The sequence below is a fragment of the Amycolatopsis sp. CFH S0740 genome (assembly GCF_004522315.1).
In the GTDB taxonomy this organism is placed as follows: domain Bacteria; phylum Actinomycetota; class Actinomycetes; order Mycobacteriales; family Pseudonocardiaceae; genus Amycolatopsis; species Amycolatopsis nivea.
Map to the genome: position 1 here is coordinate 411,023 of NZ_SDLS01000004.1, position 17,500 is coordinate 428,522.

18 protein-coding genes are annotated in these 17,500 nt (G+C 69.8%); 11 read left to right on the plus strand and 7 right to left on the minus strand.

All coding sequences use genetic code 11. The annotated features are described in order from the left end of the window. Positions 1 to 44: 44 nt before the first annotated feature. Positions 45 to 917, minus strand: a complete 873-nt coding sequence (locus EIZ45_RS10405; protein WP_134662417.1) for a MurR/RpiR family transcriptional regulator — start codon at positions 915 to 917, stop codon at positions 45 to 47. A gap of 94 nt (positions 918 to 1,011) precedes the next feature. Here EIZ45_RS10405 and EIZ45_RS10410 point away from each other — a divergent pair, with 94 nt between their 5' ends. The 8 genes from EIZ45_RS10410 to EIZ45_RS10445 all read left to right on the plus strand — a co-directional run bounded on the left by EIZ45_RS10410 (position 1,012) and on the right by EIZ45_RS10445 (position 7,855). After that, positions 1,012 to 1,758 (plus strand): amino acid ABC transporter ATP-binding protein, encoded by a 747-nt coding sequence (locus tag EIZ45_RS10410; RefSeq protein WP_134662418.1) that lies wholly within the window; start codon positions 1,012 to 1,014, stop codon positions 1,756 to 1,758. A gap of 14 nt (positions 1,759 to 1,772) precedes the next feature. After that, entirely contained in the window at positions 1,773 to 2,693 is a 921-nt protein-coding gene (locus tag EIZ45_RS10415) for a transporter substrate-binding domain-containing protein (protein WP_134662419.1), read from the plus strand. Between the two features lie 13 nt (positions 2,694 to 2,706). Continuing rightward, positions 2,707 to 3,345 carry an amino acid ABC transporter permease gene (locus EIZ45_RS10420; RefSeq protein WP_051729800.1) on the plus strand — a complete coding sequence of 213 codons (639 nt, stop codon included), beginning with the start codon at positions 2,707 to 2,709 and terminating at the stop codon, positions 3,343 to 3,345. Continuing rightward, positions 3,342 to 4,154 (plus strand): amino acid ABC transporter permease, encoded by an 813-nt coding sequence (locus EIZ45_RS10425; protein ID WP_037820155.1) that lies wholly within the window; start codon positions 3,342 to 3,344, stop codon positions 4,152 to 4,154. The genes EIZ45_RS10420 and EIZ45_RS10425 overlap by 4 nt, the downstream gene beginning before the upstream one ends. Next, a complete protein-coding gene (locus EIZ45_RS10430; protein WP_134662421.1) occupies positions 4,151 to 5,617 on the plus strand; it encodes a serine hydrolase in 1,467 nt (488 codons plus the stop codon). Before EIZ45_RS10425 ends, EIZ45_RS10430 begins: the two co-directional genes overlap by 4 nt. An 18-nt stretch (positions 5,618 to 5,635) precedes the next feature. Beyond that, positions 5,636 to 6,628, plus strand: coding sequence for an AraC family transcriptional regulator (locus tag EIZ45_RS10435; protein ID WP_134662422.1), 993 nt, complete (start codon positions 5,636 to 5,638; stop codon positions 6,626 to 6,628). A gap of 67 nt (positions 6,629 to 6,695) precedes the next feature. Beyond that, the gene (locus EIZ45_RS10440; RefSeq protein WP_134662423.1) at positions 6,696 to 7,121 is read left to right on the plus strand and encodes a nuclear transport factor 2 family protein; all 426 of its coding nucleotides are present in this window, start codon (positions 6,696 to 6,698) and stop codon (positions 7,119 to 7,121) included. Continuing rightward, positions 7,118 to 7,855 carry an alpha/beta fold hydrolase gene (locus EIZ45_RS10445; RefSeq protein WP_134662424.1) on the plus strand — a complete coding sequence of 246 codons (738 nt, stop codon included), beginning with the start codon at positions 7,118 to 7,120 and terminating at the stop codon, positions 7,853 to 7,855. The genes EIZ45_RS10440 and EIZ45_RS10445 overlap by 4 nt, the downstream gene beginning before the upstream one ends. Positions 7,856 to 7,883: 28 nt before the next feature. Here the strand turns inward: EIZ45_RS10445 and EIZ45_RS10450 are convergent, their stop codons facing one another. The 4 genes from EIZ45_RS10450 to EIZ45_RS10465 are packed head-to-tail and all read right to left on the minus strand — an operon-like array spanning position 7,884 to position 11,522. Further along, the gene (locus tag EIZ45_RS10450) at positions 7,884 to 8,651 is read right to left on the minus strand and encodes an amino acid ABC transporter ATP-binding protein (protein ID WP_134736045.1); all 768 of its coding nucleotides are present in this window, start codon (positions 8,649 to 8,651) and stop codon (positions 7,884 to 7,886) included. Further along, on the minus strand, positions 8,648 to 9,541 hold the full coding sequence (locus EIZ45_RS10455) for an amino acid ABC transporter permease (RefSeq protein ID WP_037820147.1): 894 nt from the start codon (positions 9,539 to 9,541) through the stop codon (positions 8,648 to 8,650). The genes EIZ45_RS10450 and EIZ45_RS10455 overlap by 4 nt, the downstream gene beginning before the upstream one ends. 57 nt (positions 9,542 to 9,598) lie before the next feature. Continuing rightward, the gene (locus EIZ45_RS10460; protein WP_134662425.1) at positions 9,599 to 10,567 is read right to left on the minus strand and encodes an aldo/keto reductase; all 969 of its coding nucleotides are present in this window, start codon (positions 10,565 to 10,567) and stop codon (positions 9,599 to 9,601) included. 31 nt (positions 10,568 to 10,598) lie between these two features. Further along, on the minus strand, positions 10,599 to 11,522 hold the full coding sequence (locus EIZ45_RS10465; protein ID WP_167756397.1) for an ABC transporter substrate-binding protein: 924 nt from the start codon (positions 11,520 to 11,522) through the stop codon (positions 10,599 to 10,601). 116 nt (positions 11,523 to 11,638) lie between these two features. Between EIZ45_RS10465 and EIZ45_RS10470 the strand changes: the two genes are divergently transcribed. The 3 genes from EIZ45_RS10470 to EIZ45_RS10480 all read left to right on the plus strand — a co-directional run bounded on the left by EIZ45_RS10470 (position 11,639) and on the right by EIZ45_RS10480 (position 14,474). Beyond that, complete coding sequence (locus tag EIZ45_RS10470; protein WP_238607037.1) at positions 11,639 to 12,178, plus strand: MarR family winged helix-turn-helix transcriptional regulator; 540 nt, start codon at positions 11,639 to 11,641, stop codon at positions 12,176 to 12,178. A 138-nt stretch (positions 12,179 to 12,316) separates the two neighbouring features. After that, positions 12,317 to 12,439, plus strand: coding sequence for a DUF1918 domain-containing protein (locus EIZ45_RS47590; protein WP_370318134.1), 123 nt, complete (start codon positions 12,317 to 12,319; stop codon positions 12,437 to 12,439). 205 nt (positions 12,440 to 12,644) lie between these two features. Beyond that, complete coding sequence (locus EIZ45_RS10480; RefSeq protein WP_134662427.1) at positions 12,645 to 14,474, plus strand: DUF4236 domain-containing protein; 1,830 nt, start codon at positions 12,645 to 12,647, stop codon at positions 14,472 to 14,474. A gap of 2 nt (positions 14,475 to 14,476) precedes the next feature. On the opposite strand, the gene EIZ45_RS10485 is transcribed toward EIZ45_RS10480, so the two are convergent. Both EIZ45_RS10485 and EIZ45_RS10490 read right to left on the minus strand, forming a co-directional pair. Continuing rightward, entirely contained in the window at positions 14,477 to 16,849 is a 2,373-nt protein-coding gene (locus tag EIZ45_RS10485) for an HAD-IC family P-type ATPase (RefSeq protein WP_134662428.1), read from the minus strand. An 84-nt stretch (positions 16,850 to 16,933) separates the two neighbouring features. Beyond that, positions 16,934 to 17,395: a nuclear transport factor 2 family protein gene (locus EIZ45_RS10490; RefSeq protein WP_134662429.1), complete on the minus strand. Its 462-nt coding sequence runs from the start codon at positions 17,393 to 17,395 to the stop codon at positions 16,934 to 16,936. Between the last annotated feature and the right edge of the window lie 105 nt (positions 17,396 to 17,500).

Here is a 17,500-nt window from a genome sequence, read left to right on the forward strand (position 1 = left end):
GAGTGGCGATCGCGGAGAGAACCGCGATCGCCGCCCGGCGAGCGCTACTTCCGCTCGCCGAGGTCCGCCCGGAGCCGGGTCAGCAGGTCCGCGGCCGTCTTCGCGCGGTCCGGCTCCCGGCCCGCGATGGTGTGCGCGAGGATGTCGGTGACGATCGAGGCGGTCAGGGTCTCGCCGGTGAACTTCGTCGGGGAATCCGGCGCAGGCAGCACGACGCGGACCCGGGATTCGAGGTCCGCGGACAGCTGGCTCGTCACGAGCACTACCGGCGCGCCGACCTCCTCCGCGTAGCGCAGGATCAGCTCGACGTCGCGGTTCTGCCGGGCCGGGACGTACACCAGCACCGCGTCGTCGGCGGTCAGCGGGAGCATCGCGTCCGCGAGCCGGAAGCCGGTGTCGTCGCAGTGCCGCGTGACCAGCCCGCGGCGGGCGAGCCGGAACGCGGCGTACTCGGCGCAGACCGACGACAGCCCGAGTCCCCAGGTGAACACCATCCTGGCGGCGAGCAACAGCCGCGCCGCCTCCTCGACCGCTTCCGGCGCGAGCTGGCGCTGCATTTCCTGCAGCCGCTCGGCACTGTCGGCCATCACCCGGTCGATCTGGCGCGACCCGGTCGACCCGAGGTTCTCCATCGCCGCGCTCAGCCGGACGGTCGGCTCGGTGCGCGCGGTGAACGTCTGGCCGAGGTGGCGTTTCAGCTCCGGCAGCCCCGAATAGCCGAGCGCTTTCGCGGTGCGGACCACGGTCGCGTCGCTGGTCCCGGCCGCCGCGCCGAGGTCGCCCGCCGACGAGAACAGCACCTCGTTCGGATTGGCCAGCATGAACCGGGCGACCTGGCGTTCCGCCGGCTTGAGGTCGTCGAGCCGGGCGCGGACGTGGTCGTCGAAGTGGTCGCCGCCGAGATAGGTAGTGGACATGACACCCTTGACTGGACGTAGTGGCTACTACAAGATGCCGGAGGGTTCTCCGTTGTGTAGTGAACCCTACCCGCCGGCTCGACGAGGAGCACTCATGAGCACAGATCAGCCCCTGGTACGGCTGCGCGGCGTCGGCAAGTCGTTCGGATCGGCCCGGGTGCTGACCGGGATCGACCTCGACGTCCGGCGCGGCGAGGTCGTCGTGGTCATCGGCCCGTCCGGGTCCGGGAAATCGACGCTGTGCCGCTGCGTCAACCGGCTGGAGACCGCGGACGAGGGCTCGATCGAGATCGACGGCCGCCCGCTGCCCGCCGAGGGCGCGGACCTCGCCCGGCTGCGCGCGGACGTCGGCATGGTGTTCCAGTCCTTCAATCTCTTCGCGCACAAAACCGTGCGGGACAACGTGATGCTCGGCCCGGTCCGCGTGCGCGGGCTCAGCCGCGACGACGCGCGGAAACGGGCCGACGAGCTGTTGGAACGGGTGGGCGTCGGCGCGCACGGGGACAAGTACCCCGCACAGCTGTCCGGCGGTCAGCAGCAGCGGGTCGCGATCGCCCGCGCGCTGGCGATGGAGCCGCGCGTGCTGCTGTTCGACGAACCGACCAGCGCGCTCGACCCGGAGATGATCCACGAGGTGCTCGACGTGATGACCGCGCTCGCCGCCGACGGCATGACGATGATCGTGGTGACCCACGAGATGGGTTTCGCCCGCAAGGCCGCCGACCGCGTCGTCTTCATGGCCGACGGCCGGATCGCCGAATCCGCCACGCCGGACGTCTTCTTCGGCTCGCCGCAGACCGAACGCGCCCGCGATTTCCTCGCCCGCGTGCTCAGCCACTGAGCCTGGAGGCCTCCGTGTCCGCTCCCCTCACCCGCCGAGCCGCGCTGCTCGCCGCCGGCACCGTCCCCTTGCTCGCCTCGTGCAGCGGCGGAACCACCCGCACAGCAGGCAATCCCGCCTACGCCACGCTCGACCAGGCCGACGCCGTCGCGCGCGGACCGGTCGGCGTCGACCTGCCGGAAACGCCGACGCTGCGCCGGATCCGCGACCAAGGCGTCCTGCGGCAGTCCGCTTCGGTGACCACCCCCGGGTTCGGCATGATGAACCCGGCGACCGGCAAGATCACCGGCTTCGACATCGGAATCGCCCAGCTGCTGGCCAAATACCTGCTCGGCACGCCCGAGGTGGACAGCATCACCGGCGGCGCCGACACGCGCGAAGCGATCCTGCAGAACCGATCCGTCGACGTCGCCGTCTGTACTTACACGATCAGCAAAAGCCGGGCACGGCTTGTCTCGTTCGCCGGGCCGTACTACCTCGCGCGCTCCGGCATCGTCACCGCGGCGGACGGTCCGCAGGTCACCGCCGTGCGCGATCTGGCCGGGAAAGACGTCGCGGTACAGCCCGGCGCGGCACAGGAAGCGCTTCGGAAAGCGTGTCCGCAGGCACGTGCGGTGGTGTTCGAGGAGTCGAGCCAGTGCGCCGCCGCGGTCCGGCAGGGCCGGGTCCAAGCGTGGTCGGCGAACACCGCGATCCTGCTGGGCAAAGCGGCGGTCGACGCGCGGCTGCGGATGACGCCCGCGACGTACGGCAGCAGCCCGTTCGGCATCGGGCTGCCGAAGGACGATCCGGCGTTCAAGGAGATCGTCGTCGGATTCCTGCGGCGCATCGCCGCCGACGGGAGCTGGCGGCGGCTGTGGGAGCAGACCGTCGGCCCGCTCGTGTCCGGTCCCGCCCCCGAGCCGCCCGTGCCCGGCTCCGTCCCCGGCTCCTGAAGGGAGATCACCCGTGCTTTCCGGTCACGCCGGGGAAATCCTCGGCGGTTTCACCACCACTTTGCTGCTCACCGCGTGCGCCTTCCCGCTCGCGCTCGTCCTCGGCTGCGTCGTCGCGATCTGCCGGATCAGCCCGGTCCGGCCGCTGCGCGCCGCCGGACGGCTGTATGTCGACCTCGTCCGCAATTCGCCGCTGCTGCTGATCGCCGTGCTGCTCATTTTCGGGCTGCCCGACGCCGGTGTGCTGATTCCGTTGTTCTGGTGCCTCGTGCTCGCGCTGGGCGTCTACTTCGGCGCGTACGTCTGCGAAACCGTCCGTTCGGGCATCCGCGCGGTGGATCGCGGGCAGGTCGAGGCGGCCAGGGCGATCGGGCTGCCGTTCCGCCGGGTCGTGCTCGATGTCCTGCTGCCGCAAGCGTTCCGCGCGATGGTGCAGCCGCTGGGCACGATCCTGATCAACGTCGCGCTGGGGTCGGCGCTCGGCGCGGCCGTCGGCGTGGACGAACTGACCCTCGAAACCCGCTCCTTCAACCTCGAGACCGCCGAACCGATCCTGGCCTTCGCCGTCGCGGCCTGCGGTTATCTCGTGATCAACCTGGCGGTCAGCGGGGTCGTGCGGCTCGTCGAGCGAAAGGTCCGGGTGCTCCGGTGAACGACGACATCCTCTTCGACGCACTCGGCCCGAAAGCCAAGGCCCGGTTGCGCACTGTGTCCATCCTTTGTGGACTCGTCCTGCTCGGCCTGCTGACTCTCGTCCTCGTCAAGCTCGGCGCCTCCGGCCAGCTCGACCCGGCCCGCTGGGCGATCCTCGTCGACGGCGCGATGCTGCGGTTCCTGGTGCAGGGCTTGGCGATGACGCTGCTGGTCGGCCTGGTGTCCACGGTGCTGTCGGTCGCGATCGGCGTGCTGCTCGCGCTCGGCAGGCTGAGCCGGAAGCGGTGGCTGAGCTGGCCGTCCGCCGCGGTCATCGAGTTCTTCCGCGCGATGCCGCTGCTGCTGATCCTGTTCTTCTTCATGTTCGGGCTGCCGATCCTCGGCGTCCGGGTGCCGATCTTCTGGCAGCTGGTGCTGGCGATCGTCGCGCACGCCGGGGCGATCTTCGCCGAGATCGTGCGGGCCGGGATCCTCGCCGTGGGCCGCGGCCAGAGCGAGGCCGGGCACGCGATCGGCCTGCGGCACTGGGAGGTCATGACGTTCGTCGTGCTCCCGCAGGCGGCCCGCGCGCTCGCGCCCGCGCTGATCAGCCAGACCGTGCGGGTGATCAAGGAATCCAGCCTCGGCTACGTCGTCGGCATCGCCGAACTGCTCAACAACGGCAAGGTGCTCGGCGAGTTCAGCGGCGACTTCATCCAGGCCTACGTCGGGGCCGGGCTGCTCTACATCGTCGTCAACATCGCCCTCTCGCGGGTCGCCGAACGGCTCGCGAACCGCAAGAAAACACTCGTCCAGGAGCCTTCGTGACCTTCCCCTCCGCCTCCCCGTCCGACGCGGGCCTCGACGCCCAACGCGTGCGCGGCTTCCTCCACCGGCTGACCGCCGACGGGATCTCGCTCGACAGCCTGCTCGTCTACCGCTCGGGCAAGCTGGCCTTCGAACACTACTGGTGGCCCTACCGCAGCGACCGTCCACACACGACACACTCGGCAACGAAGTCCTTTGTCGGCACCGCAATCGGCCTCGCCCTGGACGAAGGCTTGCTGCGCCTGGACGACCGTCTGACTTCGTTCTTCCCGGAACTCGTCCCGCCCGACGCGTCGGAGCACCTGCGCGCCATCACCGTCGAAGACCTGCTGACCATGCGAACCGGCCACCGCGTCGGCCTGTCCGGCAAAACCTGGCGACTGCTGAAAACCAGCTGGGTGCGGGAATACCTGCGCACCCCCGTGGATCTGCCGCCGGGCAAGACGTTCACCTACTCCAGCGCGACGTCGCACATGCTGTCCGCCATCGTGCAACGGGCATCAGGCCTCTCTGTCTACGACTACCTGCAACCACGACTGTTCGAGCCGCTCGGTTTCGCCGGACACACCTGGGACACCGACCCGGAAGGCATCTGCTCCGGCGGAAACGGCTTGAGCCTGCGCAGCATCGACTTCCTGAAATGGGGCGTCCTGCACCTGCACGACGGCCTCTGGCAAGGCGACCGGATCCTGCCCGCCGGATGGGTGCGCGAGGCCACCACGTGGCACGTGCAGAACGCCGACGCCGGAAGCTGGAACGGCACCGAATTCGTCCCGTCCGCCTCCGCCGGAGACGAACGCCCGGAGGGTTACGGATACCAACTGTGGCTCGACGCCGACGGCGGATACCGGGCGTCCGGAATGTTCGGCCAGGACGTCTTCGTACTCCCCCAGCACGACGCCGTTGTTGCCACGACAGGCAGCATCACGCACAGGAAGCACCGGCTGCTGTCCGGATTGGTGCATGACCTGCTGGTGCCCGCTTTTACCGGCACTCCTTCCGCTTCGGCTGATGCTTCGTTGGCTGCCGAACTCGCTGTTGCTGCTCCCGCGCTTTCGCCGACCACCGTCGACCTGGGCGGCCAGCGGTACGAATGCGAGTCCAATGAGGACGGACTTTCCGCTATCTCGTTCACTGTGGACGGTGATGATCTTGTGGTGACCTTGGACGACGATCGCGGCTGCCATTCGGTCCGTTGTGGACTGTCCACGTGGGTCGAGTCGGATACCGGAGTTACCACCTGGCAACTGCACCACTCGTATCAGGCCGACTCGACGCGAGTCCTCGCTGCCGCGCAGTGGAGTTCCCCGGGGGTGCTGGTGCTGGAGTGGTACTTCGTGGAATCGCCGTTCCACGACACGGTCACCATCGAGTTCAGTGACGGTCAGTTGCGGTGGCATCGTCGGACCAATGTGAACAGTGGACCTACGGAGCGTCCGGTGGTTACCGCGAAGCTCGACTGACGGCGTACGATCCCGCGGATGAGCCGGGTGGCCGGGATCGCCGAACTCGTGCGGACGCGCGGGCGACGGATGGTGAGCGCCGCCGACGACGTGGACGAGGTCGTCGGCGCGTGCAGCACCGCCCTGCGTCCGCACGCGTTGCTGGTGCGCGATCGCAGGCTGTCCGCGCGGCTCGATCACCTCGCCGCCGGCTCGGTTTCGGTGAACCGGCTGCGGTACGGCGCGGCTGTGCGCATCTCGGAACTGGCTCCCGAACAGGACGAATTCCTGCTTTCGCTGCCGGTGAGCGGCCGGGCGCGGTTCGCTTACGGCACCACGAGCGCGGTGCTGCGGCCGGGGGCGGCGTCGGTGGTGAATCCGTACCGCTCGTTCCAGCTCGACTTCGACGACGCGTTCGACCAGGTCGTGCTGCGCCTCGACCGGCCGCTGGTCGAGCGGACCGCCGCCCTGCTCGCCGGGACGCCCGGCACGGTCGCGGTGCAGTTCGACCTCCGGGCGGACACTGTCTCCCCCGGCGTGCTGGCGCTGGTCGAAGCGGCGATCCACCTTTCCGCCGAGGGCGCGCGGCCCGGGCATCTCGAGGCGCTGCTGGCCGAGGCCCTGTTGCTCGGCCACCCGAACACCCTCAGCGAAACCCTTGCCGCCGAGACGAAAGCTCCCTCGTCGGCGCGGGTCCGGCGCGCGATGGACTACCTGCTGGCGCACCTGCCGGAGTCGTTTTCGATGGCCGAAGTGGCCCGGCATTGCGGGGTGTCCCTACGCAGCTTGCAGATCGGCTTCCGCCGCGAAACCGGCCGGACCCTCAGCGAATGGCTCCGCGAACAGCGTCTCGACCGCGCCCGCGCGCTGCTGGCCGCGGCGGATCCCGCCGGCGCCACGGTGACCGCGACCGCGCTCGCTTGCGGCTTCGTGCATCTCGGCGATTTCGCCGCCCAGTTCAAACGCCGGTTTGGCGAATCGCCGTCCGCCGTGTTGCGCGAAACCGACGACTGCAGTTCGCGCAGGCGATAGTCCTGGCACGGCGGGCCGCGCAGACTCTGCGCAACGCAAGTCCGCGCTGCCAAAGGAGAACGCCGTCATGCCACTATCCACTGAGGACAAGCTCGCGATCGTCGAGCTCTCGAACGCCCAGATGCGCGCCCTCGACAACCACGACGTCGACGGGTGGGTCGATGCCTGGATCCCGGACGGGCAGTTCGTTTCCACCTACGGCACCTTCGCCGGCCGCGCCGAGCGGGTCGAGTTCATCAAGGGCCACATCGCGGCGGGCAAGGAGGACGGTGCCCGCCACCTGCTGACGAACTACGTCGTGACCGGCGAAGCCGACCGCGCGGCCGTCACCTGCCTGGTCGCCAAACTGCAGGTCGAAGCACCGCCGTTCGTCATCGCCACCGGCGTCTACCAGGATGTCGTGGTCCGCACCGCCGACGGCTGGCGTTTCGAATCCCGCCGCCTCGACATCGACCGCGGCGTCTTCGCCCGGGCCGAGGCGGCCGCGCGATGACCGGCTTGGCTGTCGAACGGTGGGGAGAATCCGGCCCGCCGATCGTGATGGTGCACGGCAGCCTGAATTCGGCCGCCGCCGCGTTCAGCGAGCAAAAGGTGCTTGCCGACCGGTACCGGATCATCGCGCCATACCGCCGGGGGTACCGGCCCAGCCCGCCGACCGACCGGATCGACCCGGACCGCGACGCCGCCGACGTCGCCGAACTCTTGGCCGACGGAGCACATCTGCTCGGCACGTCGATGGGCGGAGTGGTGGCCATGCGGGCCGCCGCGCTCGCGCCGGGCAAAGTCTGGTCGCTGACCGTGGTCGAACCGCCCGCCCTGCCGAACGGTGCCGGCCGCCCCGCCGCCGACCTGCTCGCCGACGCCCTTCGAAACTGCTGGGCGGCTGCCGAAGACAGCGAGCCGGCGACGTTCGTGGCCCGGTTCCTGCGGGTGTTGAACGTCGATCTGCCGTTGCCGTCGCCGCTTCCGCCCCCGTTGCTGGAGGCCGCCCGCAATCTGATGACGGAACGGCCTTGGGAAACGGGTGTCCCCGCGGAGGCGCTGGCCCGCGCGTCGTTCCCGAAACTGGTGGTGACCGGCGGCGGCACTCCGGGATTCGAGGCAGTCGCCGACGCCCTGGCGGAAACATTGCCCGCGAAGCGGGTGCTGTTCCCCGGCAGCCCGCACGCGGTGCAGCGGATCGGGCAACGGTTCAACGACGAGTTCCTGGCTCACCTGAGCCGTTGAGACGAGGGAGGGCCGGCCCGGCCCTCCCTCAGGCCCGCTCCCCCAGCGACCGCACGAACGCCTGCGTCGTCCGGTGTTTCGGCGCTCCCAAAACCTCCTCCGGTGTGCCGAGTTCGACTATCGTCCCGCCGTCCATCACCGCCACACGGTCCGACACCTGCCGGGCGAAGCCGATCTCGTGGGTCACCACGATCATCGTCATCGTCCGTTCCGCGAGCCGCCGCATGACGCCCAGGACTTCGCCGACCAGCTCCGGATCGAGCGCGGACGTCGGCTCGTCGAACAGCATCACGTCCGGCTCCATCGCCAGCGCCCGCGCGATCGCGACGCGCTGCTGCTGCCCGCCGGACAACTCGCGCGGATACGCCGCGTGCTTCTCCGCCAATCCGACCGACGCCAGCAGCTCGTGCGCCTGCTCGGTGCACGCACTGCGCGGCCGGCGCAGGACCCGGGTGGGCGCTTCCAGGATGTTCTCCAGCACGGTCAGGTGCGGGAACAGGTGAAAGCCCTGGAACACCATCCCGAACCGACGGCGCTGGCGAGCGGCGGCACGGTCGCTGAGCGGGTAGTACGTGTCGCCTTTGCGCGTGTAGCCGATCAGCTCGTCTTCGAGCCGGATCTCGCCGCCGTCCACCGTCTCCAGGTGGTTGACGCAGCGCAGCAGCGTGCTCTTGCCCGACCCGGACGGGCCGATCAGGCACACCACCTCGCCCTGGCCGACATCGAGGTCCACGCCGCGCAGCACCTCGAGCGGACCGAAGTTCTTGCGCACGCCGGACAGCCGCAGGAACGTCATCGCGAGTTCTCCTTGCCCGGGCGGCCCGCGGTGAACCCGCGGCCGAAACGGCGTTCGAGGTACCGCTGGCCGATCATCGCGAGGCTGGTCAGCACGAGGTACCACAGGCAGGCGACCAGCAGCAGCGGAATCGTCTGGTAGGTGCGGCCGTAGATGAGCTGCACGGTGGTGAGCAGTTCGGTGTAGCCGACCACCGATACCAGCGAGGTGTTCTTGAACATGGTGACGAGTTCGTTGCTCAGCGGCGGGATGATCACGCGGATCGCCTGCGGCAGAACGACTCTCCGCAGTCGCTGCCGCCCGGTCATCGCCAGTGCGGTCGCGGCTTCCAGCTGTCCCGCCGGCACGGACAGGATCCCGGCGCGGAAGATCTCCGCGCTGTACGCCCCGAGCACCAGCGCGAGCCCGACGACCGCCGCGGAGAACTGCGAGATCAGCCGGTTCGTCGGCACGCTGAGGAACTCCGGGCCGAACGGGATGCCCAGCGACAGTTTCGGCAGCAGCGCGCCGAGGAAGAAGATCAGCAGGAGCAGCACCAGCGCCGGGATGGCGCGGATGAACCAGATGTAGGCGGTCGCGACCCAGCGCAGGACCGGGTCTCCGGACAGCCGCATCAGCGCGACGACGACGCCCACGACCAGCCCGGCCGCGCTGCTGATCAGGGTCAGCAGCACTGTGTTCAGCAGGCCGCGCAGGATGTCGGCCGAGAACAGGTAGCCCCCGACGAGCCGCCAGTCCCAGCGCGGGTTGGTGATCAGGAAATGCGCGAACATCGCGGCCAGCACGAGCGCGACGCCCGCGGTGAGCCAGCGCGCGGGCTGCCGCCGCCGGGCGAACCGGACGCCCGCCGGGGCCTCGACCGGCGCGCGGGTGGAGGTGGGGATCGACATGAGGACTCCTTCGGGACAGCCCGGGCGGCGGCCGTCGCGGGGACGGCCGCCGAGGGGTCAGACAGTGACGAACTCGCCGAGCGTCCGTTCGGTGTGCGGGTAGGGCGCGTCGTTCTCGTGCCCCGAGACGCCGAGCCCGGCCAGCGCGGCCACGATCTCCGCGCCGCGTTCGCCCGCCAGCTCGACCGCGCGGACGTTGTCCTCGATCTGCGCGATCCGGGTGGACCCGAACAGCACCGACGCCGTCGCCGGCTGCGCCAGGCAGAACGCGAGCGCGAGCTGCGACGGGCTCGCGTCGAACGAGGCCGCGATCTCCCGCAGCCGCGGCACGAGTTCCTTGATCCGCTCGCGGATGCCGCCGGTGTCGATGCCGATCTTGCGGCCGGGGTCGAGGTTCCCGGCGAGGATCCCGCCCTCCATCGTGTCGGAGGCGTGCAGCGAGATCCCGGTGTCGGCGAACAGCTTCTGGTACTCCGCGCTGTCCACGACGGACCGCCGGGCGACGCTGTACTTGAGCTGGACCAGCTGCGGCGTCGGGATCCCCTTCGCCTCGGCGTGGTCGTAAGCGGTGCGGAGATCGGCGGCCGACCAGTTCAGCGCGCCCCAGCTGCGGGCCCGGCCGCTGGTGACCAGGCCGGCGAGTTCCTCGGCGATCGCCGGGACGTCCATCCCCGGCCGGGGGTGCTCGGTGATGATGACGTCGACGTACTCGGTGCCGAGCCGGACCAGGGACTCGTCGAGCTGTTCGGCCAGCGGCTGGCGCGGATAGTCGAAGTACCACACCTTTTCGGCGATCGCGTAGTCCTCGCGCGGTTTCCCGACGACGTCGAGGATCCGGCCGAGCAGCACCTCGGTATGCGGTTTGTCGCGGTAATAGGCGACGTCGAGGAAATCGATGCCGAGGTCGAACGCGCGCCGGACGAGCGCGACGCCCGCCTCGAACGTCATCCGGCTGTAGGTGTTCCACGACCCGAGCGACAGCGCGGAAACCTCGGGTCCCTCGCGGCCGATGCGGCGGTAATCCATGCGTTTCTCCTTCTTCGGTGGACCGGGCGGCTCAGAACCGGGAACCGTTGACCGCGATCCGGTCGACGGCGATCGAGCCCTGCCCCCATTCGTCGAGGATCTTGCGGTAGGTGCCGTCCTCGACGAGCTTCTGCAGCGCACGCTGCGCTGCGTCGCGCAACTGCTGGTCGTCCTTGCGGAACCCGGCCGCGTACGGCGCGAGCCAGTGCACGCCGTCGCCGGTCAGCTCGAACTGGCCGGCATTCTGTTTGATCAGGTAGTTCGCCGGCGCGATGTCGTTCCACGCCGTTTCGACGCGGTCGCTCTGCAGGGCCAGCACCATCGCCTGCCCGTCGGCGAAGGCGTTGATGTTCACCGCGGGCTTGCCCTTGCCGACGCACTCCTTGCTGACCCGCTGCGCGTCGGTCTCCTCGATCGACCCGCGCCCGATGGCCAGCGACCGGCCGCACAGATCGTCGATTCCCTTGACGCCGTGCGGGTTTCCGGAACGGACCATGAGCGCGGTGCCGCCGCGCAGGAAGTCGACGAAATCCATCGTGCCCTGCCGGGATTTGAAGTCCCCCACCGACATCACGGCGTCGAACCGTCCGGAAAGGACTCCCGGCATCACGTTGCCGCCCTCGGTCCGCACGACCTGCACGTCCAGTCCGAGCAGCTTCGTCCACGCCTTCGTCAGGTCGACCACCACGCCGGTGATCTCGTTGTTGTTCTTGCTGTCGACGAAAGCGAGCGGCGGAACGCTCGCGCTGGTCGCGACGGTGATCGTCTTCTTGTCCCGGTACCGCTGCGGCACCAGCGCGCTGAGACCGGCGTCGACCTGGACCGCGGCCTCCGCGCCGGCCCCTTTCTTCTGCGCGCCTTCCGGTGCGGGCTCCTGCGGAGCGGCACACCCGCTCAACGCCACGAGTGCCGCGCACGCGGCGGCGGCGACGCGCCCTCGGGTTCGGTGTCGCATCGAGACCTCCATTGCTCTCTCGGACGCCGGGAACGCTAGAAGCCGCTCCGGAACATTGTCAAGGCTTTGACGTTCAACCTTTGACAATCTCGGGGAACCTGGCATGATCGAGAGGCGTGAGGGAGCCCGAAGCCGCCGAACCGGATTACTGGACCTTCGTCGACCACGCGGTCCGCTCGGTGAGCGAAACCCTGCCCGAGGTCGACCCGGACGCGATGCGCCTGGTGATGACCCTGCACCGGGCCACCGACCTGCTGTCTTACGACCTGCACGCCCGGCTCGGCGAGATCAAGCTGAACGAATCGGCGCAGCTGAGCAGCACCGGTCTGCGGCTGCTGCTGGTTCTGTCGGCGTCCGGCCCGCTGGAACTGCGCCGGGTGGCGGCCCTGTCGGGCATGAGCCGCGCGGCCGTGTCAGCCGCGGTGGAGAACCTCGCCTCGAACGGCCTGGTCGGGAAGGAACCGTCGCGGGAAGACCGGCGGACGGTGCTGTTGCACCTGACCCCGGAGGGGCAGAAAACGTTCGCCCGCTGCTTCGCGGCCTACAACGCGGGAGAGCAGCATTGGGCGGCAACGCTGACGGCCGAGGAACGGGGTCAGCTGGTCGGGTTGCTGACGAAGTTGATGCAGACCAAGGACGTGCAGCGGCGGGCGTGACGGCGGAACTCCTCAAGCGTCTGAGCCGAACCGACCCCCGCGAGCCACTTGCTTATCCCTGATCGGACTACTCCGAGGTTTCACGCCCAGCGCGACGAGGTATCGCTGCGGACGACGACGTCGTTCTGAGGAGGAACCATGCACGCACAGCGCGGAGACTGGCTGGTCGTGAAGGGAATCCACGTGGACGTGCCGGAGCACCGGGGCCGCATCGTGGCGGTGGGCTCGCCGGACGGAGGGCCGCCGTTCACCGTCCGCTAGCAGGGCGCGGACCACGAATCGACGGTCTTCCCGGGCCCGGACGCGATCGTGCTGACCGACGCGGAGATGGCCGCGCAGGACGAACAGGCCCGGGAGCGGGTCGAGGGGCTGGGCGCCTTGCAGCACCATCTCCCGAGCGGCGCGTAACAACCGGCGCACGCACGGCGATCCAGAGCGGGCAAATGCCGTCCGTCGAAGGTCGCCTATGTCGTTCTATCTGCGTACGAGGGTCAAGGTCGGTCCGCTGCGGGTAAGCATGTCGCGGGCCGGGCTCGGCGCGTCCGTCGGCGTGCCCGGGTTCCGCGTCGGCACCGGTCCGCGCGGTGCTTACGTCACGCTCGGCGGCGGGCTGGTCAGTTATCGGACGACGACCCGGTCAACGGCTCCGAGCGCACCGCCGCTGCTGCCCGCGAGCGACGTCGTCATGGCCGACATCACCGGCGCGACCACCCTCGAAATGGCGGCCGCCGATTCGAGCGAGTTCGTCGGCCAGCTCAATGCCGCGGCACGGTCGATGCGATGGTGGCCGTGGGTCCTGGTGCTCGCACTCGCGCTGGCGGGCGCGTCGCCGTGGACGCTGCTGGCCGGGGTGCCGCTCACGGTGTGGGTTTTCTTCAAGGACCGGATCCGGCGGACCGTTGTGGTGTTCTACGACGTGCAGGACGCCGAGGAAGCGCAGCGGTTCCAGGGACTGGTCGACGCCTTCGGACCGGTGCGGGAGGCGCGGCGGGCTTGGCACGTCGTCGCGTCGGGGGCGTTGTCGACAACGCGTCAGCACAAGGTCAACGCCGGAGCGTCCGCGCTGGTCAAGCGGCACTCGCTGGACCGCGGCATCGGCGGCCCGCCGCAGCTGTCCGCTAACATCGCCGTCCCCTCGCTCGCCACGAGCCATCGGGCGGTCTATTTCCTGCCCGACCGGGTTCTGCTGCGCGAAGGCAAGCAGTACGCCGACGTCCAGTACGGAGAGCTGCGGATCGAGGCGGACGTCCAGCGGTTCATCGAGAGCGGTTCGGTGCCCGGCGATGCCCGCGTCGTCGGGCACACCTGGCAGTACGTCAACGTCAAGGGCGGGCCGGACTGGCGCTACAAGAACAACCGGCGGCTCCCCGTCCTCGAATACGGATCGGTGCGGCTTTCCGGGCCGAACGGCTATCGCGCGACCTTCGACTTCTCGACGCCGCGAGCCAGCTCGGCGCTGGCGCGATCGTTGCGGGCGATGACCGCGCCCGTCGCACCGCCGGTGGTGGTCGCACCGCCTGCGGCACGGCCCAAACCGGACCGGATCCAGGACGCGCCGGCCGCCCCGCTGATCCGGCGGCGGCTGTCGGCGGACGGACGAATCGCGATCATCGGCGAAGCGCATTACCAGCCCGCGCTGCAGCGGGCGGCGAGGGGGATCGCTGCCGGTGAAGGCTTCGACCAGCACCTCCCGGTCGTCGCGCTTCTCGTGCCGGAACCGCAGAACCCGCACGATCTCCACGCCGTCCGCGTCGACGCGATCCACCCCGGAGGAACGGAAACCGTCGGCTATCTGTCCCGTTCGGACGCCCGCAGTTACCAGCCCGCTCTCCGTGCGCTCGGCAAAAGCGGCTATGCCGGCACCTGCCCGGCGCGGATCACCGGCGGCGGAAACGGCCGCCGCTACGGGATGTACCTGCACCTCGCGGGCCCGGACGCGCTGGAGATCACCAATCTGCTCGCCGAGGCCGATCTTCTCGCGCCGGAGCGGACGGTCACCGTCACCAAGGAGGAAAACCATCAGAAAACCTTGCGGCACTACCATTCCGGCGTGCTGCGCACGATCGTCGCCGCCGAGCTCGCACCGTCCACTGTGTCCAGTGGCAAGCACAAGGGTTCCTACGCGATCGAGGTCCGGCTCGACGGTCAGCGCGTCGGCGAACTGACCGCGGCGATGAGCGCTCGCTATCGGCACCTCGTCACTGGCGTCCCGCGGTGCGAAGCGTTCATCACCAGCGGCGACCGCGGATTTCAGATCGACCTCCGGCTCCCGAAGACCGACCCTGCCCCGCGCTGAGGCTATTTCCCCACCCGGTTCCCGATCCACCGCCCGACCTCGATCAACACCAGCCCCACTGCCGCGCAGCCCACTGCCGTCAGCGTGTACCTGGTGTTGCTCGGATCCAGCTGGAAAATCTCCCGGGTCCACGGCAGCAGGAACATCAACGCCGAAACCACCGCCATGGTCGCGACCAGCGCCGCCTTCCACCACGTGTACGGCCGCGCGACCACTGCCAGCACCCACAATGCCAGCGCCATCAACGTCATCAGTGCCGTAGTGCTCGCCTGCACCTGCGCGGCGTTAGTGGTCGCATGCCCCGGATGCACCAGGATGTACGACACGAACGACGCGGCCCCGATCACCACCCCGGCTGGAATCGCCATTCGCAGTACGCGGCCGACGAAACCGGGGCGCGCGCGGTCGTTGTTGGGAGCCAGCGACAGCACGAACGCGGGCAGCCCGATCGTGAACCAGCCGACGATCGTGACGTGCCGGGGCAGGAACGGGTACGGCATCGCGTCCTGCCCGATCAGCCCGGGCACGCCGACGATCAACGCCAGAAGCACCGAGTACACCGTCTTGGTGAGGAACAGATTCGCGACGCGTTCGATGTTCCCGATCACCCGGCGACCCTCGCCGACGACATGCGGCAGGGTCGCGAAAGCGTTGTCCAGCAAGACAATCTGCGCAACGGACCGCGTCGCCGGGCTGCCCGCGCCCATCGCGACGCCGACGTCGGCGTCCTTCAAAGCGAGCACGTCGTTGACCCCGTCGCCGGTCATCGCGACGGTATGCCCGCGAGCCTGCAACGCGGCGACCATCGACCGCTTCTGCGCGGGGGTCGCGCGGCCGAATACGGCGGTCTCTTCGAGCTGCGAAGCCAACTTCCCGGGGTCTTCGGACAGCGTCCGCGCGTCAACGGGAGCCTCGCCGCCAGGCAGGGACAACGCGCGGGCCACGCCGCCGACCGACACCGCGTTGTCGCCCGAAATCAGTTTCACCGCAACGCCTTGGGCGGCGAAGTAGTCCAGCGTTTCGCGAGCGTCGCCGCGGATCTTCTGTTCCAGCACGGCCAGCGCCACCGGCGTGACCTTGCCCGGCCCGTCCGGCGCGTCGACGGCGTTCGCGGCCCGGCCGAGCAGCAGCACCCGCAGGCCCTGCGCGCCGATCCGTTCCGCTTCCGCGCGTTCCTCCGACTCGGCCGGCAGCAGCACGTCCGGCGCGCCGAGCACCCAGTCGCCGTGCTCGCCGAACGCCGCGCCGCTCCACTTCCGCGCCGACGAGAACGGCACCACGGCCGTCGGCGTCCAGTCCGGCGCGGACGGGCAGCCCTCGGCGATCGCGACCAGGCTGGCGTTCGGCCGCGGGTCGGCGGCGGCGAGCGCGGCCAGCACCGTCTCGGGAGCCTCGCCCGCTTCCCGCAGCCGCCGCAGTTCGGACAGCCGCATCGTGTTCTCGGTGAGCGTGCCGGTCTTGTCCGCGCAGACGACGTCCACGCGGGCCAGGCCCTCGATCGCGGGCAGCTCGTTGACCAGGCACTGCCGCCGCCCCAGCCGGATCACGCCGACCGCGAACGCGACCGACGTCAGCAGGATCAGCCCCTCGGGCACCATCGGGACGAGCGCCGCGACCATCCCGCGCAGCGCGTCGGGCAGCTGCTGCGAACCGGAGAGCTGGTTGTAGATCGACAGCGCGCCCGCCGGGACCAGCAGGTACGTGATGACCTTCAGGATCTTGTTGATCCCGTTCCGCAGCTCCGAGTCGACCAGCGTGAACCGGCCCGCCTCTTCGGCGAGCTTCGCCGCGTACGCCTCCGAGCCGACCTTCGTCGCCCGGTACGCGCCGTTCCCGGCCACCACGAAGCTGCCGGACATGATCGGGTCGCCCGCGCGCTTCACCACCGGATCCGACTCGCCGGTGAGCAGCGATTCGTCGACCTCGAGCGCGTCCGCGGACAGCACCTCGCCGTCGACCACGACCTGGTCGCCCGCGCCGACCTCGATCACGTCGTCGGCCACGACCTCCTCCGGGGCCAGCTCGCCGCTGACCCCGTCGCGGCGCACGCGCGGGCGCACCTGGCCGACGATCGCGAGCCGGTCGAGCGTCCGCTTGGCGCGCAGCTCCTGCACGATGCCGACGACGCTGTTCGCCACGATCACCCCGGCGAACAGCCCGTCCAGCAGGTAGCCGGTGGAGAAGATGATGACCGCGAGCACCGCGAAGATCGCGTTGATCCGGGTGAAGACATTCGACCGGACGATCTCCCACGCGCTGCGGCTCGTGCGCGAGGGCACGTCGTTGGTCCGTCCCTTGGCGACCCGCTCGGCCACCTCGGCCGCGGTGAGCCCGCGCGTGCTGTCCTGCGTGAGCAGGCCGTCGTCCCCTGGCATGGCTTCGACCTTACGCAGTTTCCGGGCAAAACCGTCACGTCGCCGCCCCTGGCGGGTCCGCCCGTTCGGGTGACTCGGCGCAGCTCACCGGCCGAGGCGGGTCGCGCGGACCTCCCGGGTTCCGATCAGATCGAGGTGCACCTCGCGGCGCGCGAACCGCCATTCGCCGCCGGTTTTCGCGTAGCGGTCGAGGTAGTGGAGATGCCACACCGCGTCGGAGAATCGGCCGTCGCGCGGGCTGACGTGATGGGCGACGCAGGTGACCCGCCCGCGCGCGGCGGCGGGATGGTCGCCGGGGTCGAAGACGACGCCGGTGATGCCGTGCGCGGTCAGGGACACCTCCTCAAGGACGGCCAAGGCGGCAACCACGCCTTCGGGACCGCGATGTTCCCGGACCGGACCGAAGTCGCGCGGCGGATTCGGCAGGACGAGCACTCCGTCGTCGCCGAACAGCTGGGCGACGCCCGCGAAGTCCCGCTCGTCGACGCGCGCGGCGTAACGGTGCACGAGATCGTGCAGCGCGATCCACTCCGCCACGGGGATCATCCACGTTTCCTCGAACGGCCGGTCAGTGCGATGAAAGAGAAGAACACCGGGCCGAGCTTATGGACCACGACGGCACAGCGGCGGCAATCGTCCCGGAGACTGGGA

Excerpts from the sequence above, each read along its gene's own strand:
- EIZ45_RS10405 (WP_134662417.1), bottom strand. The coding sequence starts at position 917 with ATGTCCACTACCTATCTCGGCGGCGACCACTTCGACGACCACGTCCGC.
- EIZ45_RS10410 (WP_134662418.1), top strand. The coding sequence starts at position 1,012 with ATGAGCACAGATCAGCCCCTGGTACGGCTGCGCGGCGTCGGCAAGTCG.
- EIZ45_RS10435 (WP_134662422.1), top strand. The coding sequence starts at position 5,636 with ATGAGCCGGGTGGCCGGGATCGCCGAACTCGTGCGGACGCGCGGGCGA.
- EIZ45_RS10440 (WP_134662423.1), top strand. The coding sequence starts at position 6,696 with ATGCCACTATCCACTGAGGACAAGCTCGCGATCGTCGAGCTCTCGAAC.
- EIZ45_RS10445 (WP_134662424.1), top strand. The coding sequence starts at position 7,118 with ATGACCGGCTTGGCTGTCGAACGGTGGGGAGAATCCGGCCCGCCGATC.
- EIZ45_RS10450 (WP_134736045.1), bottom strand. The coding sequence starts at position 8,651 with ATGACGTTCCTGCGGCTGTCCGGCGTGCGCAAGAACTTCGGTCCGCTC.
- EIZ45_RS10455 (WP_037820147.1), bottom strand. The coding sequence starts at position 9,541 with ATGTCGATCCCCACCTCCACCCGCGCGCCGGTCGAGGCCCCGGCGGGC.
- EIZ45_RS10460 (WP_134662425.1), bottom strand. The coding sequence starts at position 10,567 with ATGGATTACCGCCGCATCGGCCGCGAGGGACCCGAGGTTTCCGCGCTG.
- EIZ45_RS10465 (WP_167756397.1), bottom strand. The coding sequence starts at position 11,522 with ATGCGACACCGAACCCGAGGGCGCGTCGCCGCCGCCGCGTGCGCGGCA.
- EIZ45_RS47590 (WP_370318134.1), top strand. The coding sequence starts at position 12,317 with ATGCACGCACAGCGCGGAGACTGGCTGGTCGTGAAGGGAATCCACGTG.
- EIZ45_RS10480 (WP_134662427.1), top strand. The coding sequence starts at position 12,645 with ATGTCGTTCTATCTGCGTACGAGGGTCAAGGTCGGTCCGCTGCGGGTA.
- EIZ45_RS10485 (WP_134662428.1), bottom strand. The coding sequence starts at position 16,849 with ATGCCAGGGGACGACGGCCTGCTCACGCAGGACAGCACGCGCGGGCTC.
- EIZ45_RS10490 (WP_134662429.1), bottom strand. The coding sequence starts at position 17,395 with ATGATCCCCGTGGCGGAGTGGATCGCGCTGCACGATCTCGTGCACCGT.